This window comes from Acinetobacter sp. ABJ_C1_1, from assembly GCF_044684115.1.
Classification (GTDB): domain Bacteria; phylum Pseudomonadota; class Gammaproteobacteria; order Pseudomonadales; family Moraxellaceae; genus Acinetobacter; species Acinetobacter nosocomialis_A.
The window spans coordinates 69732-82785 of sequence record NZ_JBITPU010000008.1; the positions used below are offsets into that span (position 1 = coordinate 69732).

At 38.7% G+C, this 13054-nt stretch carries 12 protein-coding genes; 10 read left to right on the forward strand and 2 right to left on the reverse strand.

Going from position 1 to position 13054, the window contains the following annotated elements; translation table 11 throughout:
* The first annotated feature begins 12 nt into the window (after positions 1-12).
* The 9 genes from pcaG (at position 13) to ACG59Z_RS11150 (ending at position 9839) form a co-directional block, all read left to right on the forward strand.
* On the forward strand, positions 13-642 hold the full coding sequence (gene pcaG, locus ACG59Z_RS11110) for a protocatechuate 3,4-dioxygenase subunit alpha (protein WP_400199352.1): 630 nt from the start codon (positions 13-15) through the stop codon (positions 640-642).
* Between the two features lie 69 nt (positions 643-711).
* Positions 712-1539, forward strand: a complete 828-nt coding sequence (gene aroD / locus ACG59Z_RS11115) for a type I 3-dehydroquinate dehydratase (protein WP_400199461.1) — start codon at positions 712-714, stop codon at positions 1537-1539.
* Between the two features lie 19 nt (positions 1540-1558).
* Positions 1559-3010, forward strand: a complete 1452-nt coding sequence (locus ACG59Z_RS11120; protein ID WP_400199354.1) for a NosD domain-containing protein — start codon at positions 1559-1561, stop codon at positions 3008-3010.
* A gap of 59 nt (positions 3011-3069) precedes the next feature.
* Positions 3070-4389, forward strand: coding sequence for a carbohydrate porin (locus ACG59Z_RS11125; protein ID WP_400199355.1), 1320 nt, complete (start codon positions 3070-3072; stop codon positions 4387-4389).
* Positions 4390-4471: 82 nt separating this feature from the next.
* Entirely contained in the window at positions 4472-6901 is a 2430-nt protein-coding gene (locus tag ACG59Z_RS11130) for a glucose/quinate/shikimate family membrane-bound PQQ-dependent dehydrogenase (protein ID WP_400199357.1), read from the forward strand.
* Positions 6902-7533: 632 nt separating this feature from the next.
* Positions 7534-8001, forward strand: a complete 468-nt coding sequence (locus ACG59Z_RS11135; RefSeq protein WP_400199359.1) for a DUF6438 domain-containing protein — start codon at positions 7534-7536, stop codon at positions 7999-8001.
* A 135-nt stretch (positions 8002-8136) separates the two neighbouring features.
* On the forward strand, positions 8137-8550 hold the full coding sequence (locus tag ACG59Z_RS11140; RefSeq protein WP_111854082.1) for a YeeE/YedE family protein: 414 nt from the start codon (positions 8137-8139) through the stop codon (positions 8548-8550).
* Between the two features lie 4 nt (positions 8551-8554).
* Positions 8555-8968 carry a DUF6691 family protein gene (locus ACG59Z_RS11145; RefSeq protein ID WP_400199362.1) on the forward strand — a complete coding sequence of 138 codons (414 nt, stop codon included), beginning with the start codon at positions 8555-8557 and terminating at the stop codon, positions 8966-8968.
* A gap of 4 nt (positions 8969-8972) precedes the next feature.
* Positions 8973-9839 carry an MBL fold metallo-hydrolase gene (locus ACG59Z_RS11150; protein WP_400199364.1) on the forward strand — a complete coding sequence of 289 codons (867 nt, stop codon included), beginning with the start codon at positions 8973-8975 and terminating at the stop codon, positions 9837-9839.
* Between the two features lie 93 nt (positions 9840-9932).
* Here ACG59Z_RS11150 and pcaU read toward each other — a convergent pair whose 3' ends face one another.
* Both pcaU and ACG59Z_RS11160 read right to left on the reverse strand, forming a co-directional pair.
* Positions 9933-10745, reverse strand: a complete 813-nt coding sequence (gene pcaU, locus ACG59Z_RS11155; protein WP_000030964.1) for an IclR family transcriptional regulator PcaU — start codon at positions 10743-10745, stop codon at positions 9933-9935.
* A gap of 42 nt (positions 10746-10787) precedes the next feature.
* On the reverse strand, positions 10788-11708 hold the full coding sequence (locus ACG59Z_RS11160) for a LysR family transcriptional regulator (protein ID WP_400199366.1): 921 nt from the start codon (positions 11706-11708) through the stop codon (positions 10788-10790).
* A gap of 88 nt (positions 11709-11796) precedes the next feature.
* Here ACG59Z_RS11160 and ACG59Z_RS11165 point away from each other — a divergent pair, with 88 nt between their 5' ends.
* Complete coding sequence (locus tag ACG59Z_RS11165) at positions 11797-13041, forward strand: acyl-CoA dehydrogenase family protein (protein WP_400199368.1); 1245 nt, start codon at positions 11797-11799, stop codon at positions 13039-13041.
* Positions 13042-13054 lie beyond the last annotated feature (13 nt).

A 13054-nucleotide genomic window follows, 5' to 3' on the forward strand; every position in this document is an offset into this window, starting at 1 on the left:
AGGAGCACGAGCATGAACAACTGGAATTTTCAGGAATTAAAAGAAACTCCATCTCAAACAGGTGGTCCTTACGTTCATATTGGGTTATTGCCACAACAAGCAAATATTGAAGTGTTCGAAAACAACTTTAATAACCAGCTAGTACAAGACCAAACCAAAGGCGAGCGTATTCGTCTTGAAGGTCAAGTATTTGACGGTTTAGGTCTACCGTTACGAGATGTACTCATTGAGATTTGGCAGGCTGATGCAAATGGTATTTACCCAAGTCAGGCAGATACACGTGAGCAAAAAGTTGATCCTGCATTTCAAGGTTGGGGCCGTACAGGTGCAGACTTTGAAACAGGCGTTTGGAGCTTCAATACGATTAAACCAGGCGCGACAGTTGGCCGTAAAGGTTCAACTCAGGCACCACATATTGCATTAGTCATTTTCGCTCGCGGTATTAACTTAGGTCTTCATACACGTGTTTATTTTGACGATGAAGCTGAGGCAAATGCTAATGATCCGATCTTAAATAGCATTGAGTGGGCACCGCGTCGCCAAACTCTTGTTGCTAAACGTTCTGAAGAGAATGGTGAAGTTGTTTACCGTTTTGATATTCGTATTCAAGGCGATGACGAAACTGTATTTTTTGATATTTAAGGAACACCTAAGGCTACACCTGATTATTCATGGATATGTGTAGCCTTTTTAAGGATGAATGATATGAAAATGAAAACATTATTAAGCTTAAGTTTGCTTACACTCCCATTTTTTGTAGCACAGGTGAATGCTGAACCTGTTGCTTTGGCTGCCCAGACACAACCTGCTATGACAACAGTTAAAACGATTGTTCCGATCACTGCAAAAACTAAAGAGCAAGCTTTAGCTCAAGCTCAAGTCATTGCAAATACAGCGGATGCTGATTTAGCTGAGTTTCGTATCGATTTACTCAGTTTTGCAAGTGATACAAAACAAGTGATTGCATTAGGGCATGAATTAAAAAAGATTTTAGGCAATAAGCCAATGATTGCCACCATTCGTACCAAAAACGAAGGTGGCCAGCTTGAAATTAGTGATGCTGATTATGGTAAGACTTATCAGGCTTATTTAAAAAATCCGTTCATGGATTGGTTAGATGTTGAGATGTTCCGTGATCAAAAAGTTGTTTCAGAGATTGTTCAAAAAGCACATCAAAAGAAAGTGCTGGTGGTCATGTCTAATCACGACTTCCAAAAAACACCAAGCCAAGATGAAATAGAAAAACGCTTATTAAAACAAGATAAAATGGGCGCAGATATTCTCAAAATTGCCGTAATGCCAAAATCTAAACAAGATGTTTTCACTTTAATGAACGCAACTTTAAAGGTAAGCCAGCAAACCACTAAACCATTATTGACGATGTCGATGGGGCAATTAGGTACGATTTCTCGTGTTGCGACTGCCAATATGGGCGGAAGTTATAGCTTTGGCATGATTGGTCAGGCTTCTGCACCGGGTCAAATTGATGTGACCAAGCTCAAACAGATTTTACAAACAGTTCAACCAACAAACCCATAAATCATAAGGATATGATGAAATGAATACATTACGTTTAACTACTCTTGCATTAGGTTTGATGGTTTCAGGAGTAGCGGCAGCACAAACTTATGTTGTTGACCGTTATCAAGACGATAGCAATAAAGGCTCTTTACGCTGGGCAATTGAACAAGCCAATGCAAACCCAAGCGAAGCGAGTGACATTTTGATTCAAGCAGTAGGCAAAGCGCCTTATGCAATTAAATTAAATAGTGCACTTCCTGAAATTAAAGCTCCTGTCAAAATCATTGGTACACAGTGGGATAAAACTGGTGAATACATCGCAATTGATGGATCAAATTACATTAAAGGCGAAGGGGCAAAAGCTTGTCCTGGTGCAAACCCTGAACAGTACGGCACCAATGTACGCACCATGACTTTACCGGGTTTTGTACTACGTGATGTCAATAACGTATCTTTAAAAGGCCTAGATATCCATCGTTTTTGCATTGGTGTATTGGTTAATCGTTCAAGTAATAACTTAATTCAGCATAACCGTATTAGTAATAACTATGGTGGTGCTGGTGTCATGATCACGGGTGACGATGGTAAAGGTAACCCAACTGCGACAACCACCAATAACAACAAAGTCTTAGATAACATTTTCCAAGACAATGGTGATGGCTTAGAACTGACACGTGGTGCAGCATTTAACTTAATTGCGAATAACCATTTTGTTTCAACCAAAGCAAATCCAGAACCTTCACAAGGTATTGAAATTTTGTGGGGTAATGACAATGCCGTAGTTGGTAATAAATTCGAAAACTATTCAGATGGCTTACAGATTAACTGGGGCAAACGTAACTATATCGCCTATAACGAAATGACCAATAACTCGATTGGTTTCAATATGACGGGTGATGGCAACATTCTTGATAGCAATAAAGTACATGGTAACCGTATTGGTGTAGCCATTCGCTCTGAAAAAGACGCAAATGCAAGAATTACATTGACTAAAAACCTGATTTGGGACAATGGTAAAGATATTAAACGTTGTGAAGCAGGTGGTTCATGTGTACCAGATCAGCGTTTAGGGGCAATTATATTTGGAGTACCCGCACTTGAGCATGAAGGGTTTGTTGGTTCTCGTGGTGGTGGTGTGGTGATTGAACCATCTAAGCTTCAAAAGACATGTACTCAGCCAAATCAACAGGACTGTAATGCTCAGCCGAATCAGGGTATTAAAGCTCCTAAGTTAACAGCGAATAAAGGTTCAGTTACAGTAGAAGTTAATGGCTTACCAAATCAACGCTATCAAGTTGAGTTTTTTGGCAACCAAAATGCAGCATCAAAAGAAGCTGAGCAATATTTAGGAACAATAACAGTAGCTACAGATGCCGAAGGTAAAGCAAAAGCCAATTGGAAACCAACAGTCAAAGTTGCCTCAATTACAGCAAATGTGACTGATCGCTTCGGTGCTACATCTGAGCTCGGGTTTGTGCAAGTTAAATAACAAAAAATAAGGCGCCTCAAAACAGGGGCGCATTTCAGAAAAGACAAAAGGGACTTGAAATGCCAAATGTAATGAAACTGAGTGTGCTAACAATTGCTGTATTGGGCAGCCAATTTGCACTTGCAAATGAGCCGTGGTCACAAGACCGTCAATGGTTGCTAGGCGACTGGAATGGAAAACGCCAGCAATTAGAGCAGCAGGGCTATAAATTTACGGCTTCTATTATGAGCCAAAGTGCCACAAATTTAGATGGTGGTTACAACGACAGCAATACTTTTGAAAATGCTGCACAACTTTCTTTAGGTGCCAACTTCGATTTAGAAAAAATTGCTGGTTGGAAAGATACAACAGCGAGCCTAGTCGTGACTAAACGTGACGGTAATGCATTAACTCTTGAGCGTATTAAAGACCCACGTTCTAGCCAATTGGGCAATGCTCAAGAAATTTATGGTCGCGGGAAAATTTGGCGTTTATCCCAAGCATGGGTGAAGAAGGGCTTTGTTGATAATACTGTACAGGTCAAATTTGGTCGTATGGGAATGTCAGAGGACTTTAATAGTTCTCAATGTGAGTTTCAGAACTTATTGCTTTGCGGTGGGCAGTTAGGAAAATCAATTGGTTCAATTTGGTATAACTCACCAGTCGGTGTTTGGGCTACAAACGTTAAATATCAGTTTGCACCTGAGTGGACTTTAGGTGTTGGTGTGTATGAGGTCAATCCAGACAACATTAAAACAGCATCAAATAGTGATGGTTTTAATCTGGATATGAATAATGTGAAGGGCGCAACTATACCGGTTGAGCTCGCATGGAAACCAAAACTTGCAGTCTTTAATGGTTTACCGGGTGAATATAAAGTAGGTGCGCTGTACTCAACCGCAGAAGCAAATGATATTAAAACTGCGGGTAAAGTGCATGACGGAAAACAAAGCTTCTGGATTAATGCACAGCAACAACTTAGCCATGCCGGCCAAGATCCGAAACGCGGTTTATATGTCAGTTTTAACAGCGTTGTAAATGATAAAGCAACGACTTTTGTTCAAAGTACGCAACAGCTTGCTCTTTGGTATAAGGGACCGTTTGATAGCCGTCCAAATGATTCGATTGGTTTTGGTATTGCCAATTATGTAGTCAATGATCGTGCTAAAGATAAACAGATCGCGACAAACGAAAGTCATGGATATTACAGTTATGATTCGATTGCATCTGACTATATTCCAATTCAAGACGACGAGTTAAATGTCGAGTTGAACTATACCTATCAATGGTCTCCGGCCGTCATGTTACGTCCAAACATTCAATATATCCATCAACCTGCTGGTGTGAAAGAAGTCGATGATGCTTGGGTGGCAGGCCTGAGTGTAAAAGTTAATTTTTAATAATATTGATGGCTGGTTAGACATAGTTTAACTGGCCCAAATGCTTGAACTATTCGGGTTCAGTATATGTGGAGTAGGATCTATGTCTGAGTCAGATTCTAAGTTTCATATCTTATTCAAAATATGGTGTTTTATTTTAGGTTTAGCTTTATTGGCTACTGGTATTTTTTATATCGTGGGCGGTGGAAAGCTAGTATCTCTCGGTGGTTCTTGGTATTTCCTTATCTCAGGACTGTTTATAACCATTTCAGCAATTAGTATTTTCCGAAAAAAAGCGCTGGGCGTCTGGATTTTTGCGGCTGTTTTTGTTGGTACCGTAATTTGGTCACTCATTGATGCTGGATGGGAGTTTTGGCCGTTATTCTCGCGCTTAATGTTTCCTGCTGGTCTTTTTGCTGCGTTGTTATTTACCTTACCTTCAATTCGACGCTACCAATTTCAAACTAGTTTGGCATCTTCAGCCTATGCAGTAGGTGGCTTAGTCGTTGTGGGTATGTTGATTGCGCTCTATCAAATGTTCCAACCGCATCCAACAGTAGCAAGCTCAGGTGAAAAACTACCTTTAGTACCAGTTGACCCATCTAAAAAACAGGTGAATTGGGAAAATTATGGAAATGATGCGGGTGGTAGTCGCTTTGTTGCTCTCGACCAAATTAACCGAGATAACGTTCATAAACTAAAAGAAGCTTGGCGCTTTAGAACAGGTGATTTTACAACGGGTAGCGGTAATGGTGCCGAAGACCAAATGACGCCGCTACAAGTTGGAAATAAAGTCTTTTTATGTACACCACATAACAACATTTTTGCAATAGATGCCGACTCGGGCAAACAACTCTGGAAAGCTGAGGTGAACTCTACAGCCGATGCTTGGGAGCGTTGCCGTGGTGTTGCATACTTTGATTCAACAAAAGCACTTGTACAACCAACATTAGCTGGCGCAACTCCGGTAACTACTGTTGCGGGTAACACAACATGTCCACGCCGTGTATATACCAATACACCAGATGCTCGTTTAATTGCAGTCAATGCAGATACTGGTGAGCGTTGTGCTGACTTTGGGGTGAATGGAACGGTTAACTTACTCGAAGGCTTAGGCGATGGAACAAAAGCTCCACGTTTTGAAGTGACTTCTGCACCAACAATTGCGGGTACAACCATTGTGGTGGGTAGTCGTATTGCCGATAACGTAGCAGCGGATATGCCGGGTGGTGTAATCCGTGGTTATGATGTGATTACAGGCAAACTCCGCTGGGCATTTGACCCACGTAATCCTGATCCTAACCATGTTCTAAAACCGGGTGAAACTTATAAACGTAGTTCGGCAAACTCTTGGGCCGCAATGTCGTATGACCCGCAAATGAATACGGTGTTCTTACCTATGGGTAGCTCATCTGTCGATATTTGGGGTGGTAACCGTAATCCTTTAGATCATAAGTACAACACTTCTGTTTTAGCACTTGATGCAACAACAGGTAAAGAGAAGTGGGTATATCAAACTGTTCATAACGATTTATGGGACTTTGACTTACCAATGCAACCAAGTCTAGTCGACTTCCCATTAAAAGATGGTACGACTAAACCGGCTGTTGTGATTGGAACCAAATCAGGCCAATTCTTTGTTCTTGATCGTGTAACGGGCAAACCGTTAACTAAAGTGATTGAGCAGCCAGTGAAAGCGGCAAATATTCCGGGTGAGCAATACAGTTTAACTCAACCACGTTCAGTTGAAATGCCTCAAATTGGTAATCAGACTTTAACCGAGTCAGATATGTGGGGTGCAACGCCGTTTGATCAACTTATGTGCCGTATTAACTTTAAGTCAATGCGTTACGAAGGTTTATTTACTGCACCGGGCACTGATGTTTCATTAAGTTTTCCAGGCTCTTTAGGCGGTATGAACTGGGGCAGCATTGCTTTTGATCCAACTCATCGTTATATGTTTGTGAACGATATGCGTCTTGGTTTATGGGTGCAACTCATAAAACAAACCCCTGAAGATATCAAGATTCAGGCGAGTGGTGGTGAAAAAGTAAATACTGGTATGGGTGCTGTACCAATGAGAGGTACACCATATAAAGTGAATAAAAACCGCTTTATGTCTGCTTTAAGTATTCCTTGTCAAAAACCACCATTTGGTACGATGACCGCAATTGACATGAAAACTCGTCAGGTTGCATGGCAAGTGCCACTAGGTACAGTTGAAGACACTGGACCACTTGGTATTAAGATGGGCTTAAAAGCACCGATTGGTATGCCGACTATTGGTGGCCCTATGGCAACTCAAGGTGGCTTAGTTTTCTTTGCTGCAACTCAAGATTATTACTTGCGTGCTTTTGATTCATCTACAGGTAAAGAGCTGTGGAAGTCACGTATGCCAGTAGGTAGCCAAGGAACTCCAATTAGCTATGTTTCTCCTAAAACAGGTAAACAATATGTGGTTGTTACCGCAGGTGGAGCACGCCAGTCTCCAGACCATGGTGATTATGTAATCGCATATAGCTTAGAGAAGTAAGTAAAGAGGGCAAAAGGATAAATTTTCTTTTGCCCTTATTCTTTTTAATATCTTTTTTCTATTAAAGTGTTTATGTAAATTCTATAATTTTAAAGAGATAGCTTTACCAAGTAGTAAAAAAGTGCTTGAAGTTATTGCTAAACTTAAAATATTCTTATAAATGATTCATCCTAAACACTAGAGATAGCCGAACTATTAAGCATTTTTTTATAATGTTTTACCTATAAATAAAACTTTAAACTTTATTAAGTTTTGTTTAACTTAAGGTTGTGAATTTTAATTAAAAATAAACATTATTAGGTTTTTAACCTTGAAAAACAGGTTTTTTTTGTTGGAAAAACAAGCGTAAATATATACTTATATTATATTTAAATAATGTATCGCATTACGATAGAATGGTTCCCGCAGGTTATTACTACCCAGTAATAATTTGTATTTCAGGAATTTAAGCTTTAATTGGCTTAAGGCTCATCGAAAGATGGGCCTTTTTTTATGTGCTTTCTATTGCAATTTTTTTATAATATTAAAAATAGCCTAAGTATTATTAAATAAAAATATGAAAAATGAGTCTTTAATGACAATTCAGATATGATTTGTTAGATTAAAGCCACTTGATAATAATAGGTGATGTAATGAGATTTTTAGTTCTTGCAACTTTATCCGGTTTGGCTTTAATGGGTTGCGCTTCTGTTCAGCAAGCTCCGAATACACAAGAAACAATTCGCTATGCTTCTAGTCCATGTTTTGGTGCATGTCCAATTTACTCAGTAGAAGTGGCGCCTACAGGTTTAATTCGTTTTGAAGGTAAACAATATACAAAAACACTTGGTGTTAAAGAAATCCAAGGTAGCGTAAAAGATTATCAAAAACTTGCAGATGAATTAAAAACTTACCGACCTCAAACAGGGACTCAATCTAAAACTGCGGGTTGTCAGCAAACAGCAACCGACATGTCTAGCTATTACATTACTTGGATTCAACCAAATGGTATTGAAACAAAATTAAGCCATTACACAGGTTGTATCTCTCCAGCAAATAATAGATTGAATAAAGTCATGGAAAAATTACCTGAACAATTAGGCATTAAAGATCTAATTTAGTGACAAAAGCCCCAAAATCTTGGGGCTTTTTCTTGTTAAGAAGAATTATAAACTCAAAAGTTTTATATTAAGTATTTCTAAAAGAATCAGCGTATAATACAGATTATAAAAACATATATTGTTAAGAGTGGTTATATGTCAAATATTGTCTATGCTTTTTTGGGTGGTTTATTACTCGGCATCGCAACAGTTGGATATTTATATATAAATGGTCGTATAGCCGGAATTAGTGGATTGCTTGCTCAAATCATTAATCCTACTAAAGATACTTTTAAAAGTTCTGCATTCTGGTTCATTGCAGGACTCGTGATTACACCTTTCATATATGGTTATTTTTATCAGCCTGAAATTGAAATTAAAGCCAATACATTTGCACTTATTTTAGCAGGTGTACTTGTTGGTTTTGGAACACGGCTAGGCTCTGGATGCACAAGCGGCCATGGCATTTGTGGTATGAGCAGGCTATCAAAACGCTCAATGATAGCGACAGCAGTTTTTATGTTTGCTGGGATGTTAACCGTTTATATCATTCGTCATGTGCTGGGGTAATCTTGTGAAAAACATTTTAGCTTTTATATTTGGTGGTTTGTTTTCATTAGGCTTAATGATTTCGGGCATGTCGAATCCTGAAAAGGTATTAGGTTTTTTAGATATCTTTGGGCAGTGGGATATCAGCTTAATGTTTGTGATGTTAGGTGCAATTGCTGTGGCATTTATTCCATTTCAAAAGGCTATAAAAAGTCCTAAAACGCTTTTTAATGAGAAAATTCAATTACCAATGAATACACAGATTGACCAAAGGTTAACTGTTGGTGCTTTTATTTTCGGTATAGGCTGGGGAATAGCAGGGATATGTCCAGCGCCAGCTTTAACACTTATCGGATTAGGACATTTTGAAGCGCTGTATTTTATTGTGGCAATGTTATTAGGAATGTTTATTTACCGAGTCTTAAATAAAGGAAATTAAACCTATGCAACAACCTCTAGTAAAAGATTTTTTTGATGAAAACACCAATACTTTTAGCTATGTTGTTGCGGATTTAGCGACTCGTCAATGCGCGATTATTGATAGCGTGCTTGACTACGATGCAGCTTCAGCCACTACAAAAACAACCAATGCTGATCTGATTGTCGATTATGTCTTGGCTGAAAACTTTAAAGTGCAATGGATTTTAGAAACCCACGTCCACGCCGACCATATGACTGCTGCCCAATATTTAAAATCTAAATTGGGCGGTGATATTGCAATTAGCCAGAAGATTTCAATCGTACAAGAAACATTTTCCGCTATTTATAATTTTGATTTTAAGAAATTCAATGAAAATCAACCGTTTGATTATTTATTTGAAGATCATGAACATTTCAAAATAGGGGATATAGAAGCCTATAACATTCCTACACCAGGGCATACACCCGCTTGCTTGAGCTATGTGATTGCCGATGCTGTTTTTGTCGGTGATACTCTATTTATGCCTGATTATGGCTCAGCGAGATGCGATTTTCCTAAGGGAAGTGCTGCTGCACTTTATGATTCGGTACAAAAACTTTATACACTTCCTGACAACATGCGCATGTTTTTATGCCATGACTATAAGCCCGAAGGTCGTGATGAATATGTCTGTCAAACAGATATTAAAACCCAAAAGCAAAGCAATATTCATTTAAATCGGCGCGTTTCCAAGGATTCATTCATAAAAATGCGTCAAGAAAGAGATGCTACTTTGGCAATGCCAAAATTAATTCTGCCTTCAATTCAAATTAATATGAACGGTGGAAACTTTCCGGAACCTGAAGCGAATGGCATCCGCTATTTAAAAATTCCATTTAATTACTTTTAGAAATAGCCTAAGCATTTATTTTAAATCGTTTTCATCCTCTAAATAGCCTAAGCGAATAATAAAATTTACTCTATAAAATAGCCTAAGTAAGATTTAAAGAACTTGTCTTAAGTCCCGCGAAGTCTCTTGCAATAAAGGCAGAATGTGTTGAACCAAATATTCTTCAGTTGTTTTCATGGTCGGAGAGACAATATTTAAAGCTGCAACAACTTTAAAGTCTTGTCCATAAATTGGTACGGCGAGCGCATGAACGCCTAATTCGTGTTCTTCACGTGAATAACACCAATCTTGTTCTCGAATCTCTTGTAGTAACTCTAAAAATTTATCATTTTCAACATGTGTATATTTGGTTAGACGTTGAAGAGGATATTTTTGGAGCCAATCTAATTGTTCTTCTTGGCTTAAATGTGCCAGTAAAATTTTACCCGCCGATGTCGCATGAGCAGGTAAGCGGTTACCCAAATGCAAGCCATATGGATTTACGCGGTCAGTTTGTTGGTGGGCAGCACTACGAGCAATGGTAATTGCTTCATAACCATCAAGTACCATCACTGAATAAATGAGAGAGGTTTGGTTAGTTAACAGATTTAATAAAGGCTGAGACACTTTTGGAAGCTGAGCTGCGCCCAAATAAGCTCCTGAAAATTTAAGAACTTTCGGGGTTAAATAGTAATAGTGGCCATCTGACTCAAGATATCCTAAGTATTCTAAAGTTAATAAGTGACGTCTTGCTGCTGCTCGGGTAAGTCCTGTTTTTTCAGCAGCCATAGAAATATTTAAACGATGTTGATTACTGCTAAAGCTATCTAAAATCGCCATGCCTTTACCGATGCCAGCAATGTAATCTTCATGACGAATCGTTTTTTTGTTGTCCTGATTCTGGATTATCCGTTCATCTTTACTCATTACTGGTCCTTGTACGATAGAAGCTTAGTAGATCAATTTGCTTTATTGAAAAAGTTTAATAATTTCATGTCGCAAAAATTGATGCCTTAAATTATCCCTTAAATCTTCGTGCCAAAACATACCCATTTTAATATTGGTTATCTCAAAAGGCAGAGAATGTAAGCAAATTTCAGGACTATAAGATAAATGCTGCAAAATCATACGAGGCATGGTCAGTATCGCGTTGGCTTGAGCCGCCAGAACTTGTAACGCCGTTGAGTAGTTTTGACAGCGCATAAATACATTTCTTGAAATTTTTTGATGCTGGTTTAAATAAATATCTTCAAGCAAAGCACCTGTACGGCGTGATGAAACACCAATGTGTCGTCCATTAATATAACGAGATAAATCGACTTCTTTAAGTTGGCTGCAAATGACGAACTCATCTGTTACCAAATGATCAAAGGTAATTTTTGGAGATAAGTATTGTTCTAGGTCAATCACGAAATCGAGCTGCTGCGTCGCCAAGTCCGCCATAATATGTTTTCGATCGAGTTTCATACTGACAAATTGCAAATCTAAATTAAGATTTTGAAAATGTTGAGCAAGCCGTGGAAGAATAATCGGTTCAATCTCATCATGAACGGCGATTTTTAAGTTTTTTAAGCTTGTTGGATCAAAGACATGTTTCTGTTGGCTAATATTTTGAATCGTTAAAAGTGCTTGCTTAACATTTGGATAAATCTGTTCTGCAAAAGGCGTTGCAGACATTTTATTGCCTACACGTATAAATACATCATCTTCAAGTTGCTGACGTAAACGCTGCAAAGCATGACTTGCTGCTGACTGTGTAATATTGAGACTGCTTGCTGCATTTGAAATACTTTTTTGCTCATAAATTGCGATAAATAGCGGATATAAATTGATATCAATTCGGTGAAAAAAGCTTAAGTCTAAACCGTGAAGGTTATGAATATTATTCATGTGAAGGTATTTAATAAAATCATTTCATTCATATTAAGTTTCAAGTTATGTTGATGTAAAGACCAGATAATCATGTAAGGGAAAAAGAATGTTTGAACTCTCCAAGAAAGCTCAGGATTTTACCGAGCGAACAAGAAAATTTATTTTAGAAGAAATAGAACCTGTAGAAGCAAAATTTTGGGAAGAAGTTCACGAGTTAAATCCAGATGGAAACTGGAAAAAATGGCAATGGCCTGAGCTTTTAGAAACTTTGAAATCTAAAGCAAAGCAAGCTGGTCTTTGGAATATGTTTTTACCCGATGAAAAGCTGGGTGCAGGTTTAACTGTTCAAGAATATGCGCACATAGCTGAATTAACTGGCCGTAGCTTATTGGCACCAACCGTTTTTAACTGTAATGCACCAGACACAGGAAATATGGAGTTGTTATGGCGCTATGGTAGTGAGCAGCAAAAACAGCAATGGTTAGAACCTTTATTGGACGGAAAAATTCGTTCGGTTTTTTGTATGACTGAACCTGATGTTGCTTCAAGCGATGCAACCAATATGCAAGCGACTGCGCTCATCGATGGTAATGAAATTGTTTTAAATGGCAAAAAGTGGTGGTCGTCTGGTTTAGGTGACCCAAATGCTAAAGTCATTATTTTTATGGCACATACTCCAGATGAAACCAAAGACCGTCATCATCAACATTCTATGGTTTTAGTACCGATTGATACGGCGGGTGTCGAAATTCAACGAATGTTACCTGTGTTTGGTGACTACGATGCACCGCATGGACACGGTGAGGTTCACTTTAATAATGTTCGAGTACCTCTTGAAAACTTTATTGGTGGAGCTGGCCAAGGTTTTGAAATTGCCCAAGGGCGTTTAGGACCAGGGCGTATTCACCATTGCATGCGCTGTATTGGAGCTGCTGAAAAAGCGCTAGAAATGATGATTGATAGAGGCATGTCTAGAACAGCGTTTGGTAAAGAAATTTTAAAACTTGGTGGTAACCTCGAACGCATAGCCGATGCGCGAGTCGCCATAGATCAAGCTAGACTTTTAACCTTGTATGCTGCTTATAAAATGGATACTTTAGGAAATATGGCTGCTTTAACAGAAATATCTGCAATTAAAGTAGTGGCTCCGAGTGTTTTAGAAAAAGTAGTCGACATGGCAATTCAGCTACATGGTGGTGCGGGCGTTTCAAGAGATACACCATTAACTGGTTTCTTTGCTCAAGCACGCAGTTTACGTTTAGCTGATGGTCCAGATGAAGTACATAAAGGCATGATTGCCAAATTAGAGTTGGCCAAACGTGGTTATTTCGGTCGTCATAAGAAAGTATAAGTTTAAAGGAAGT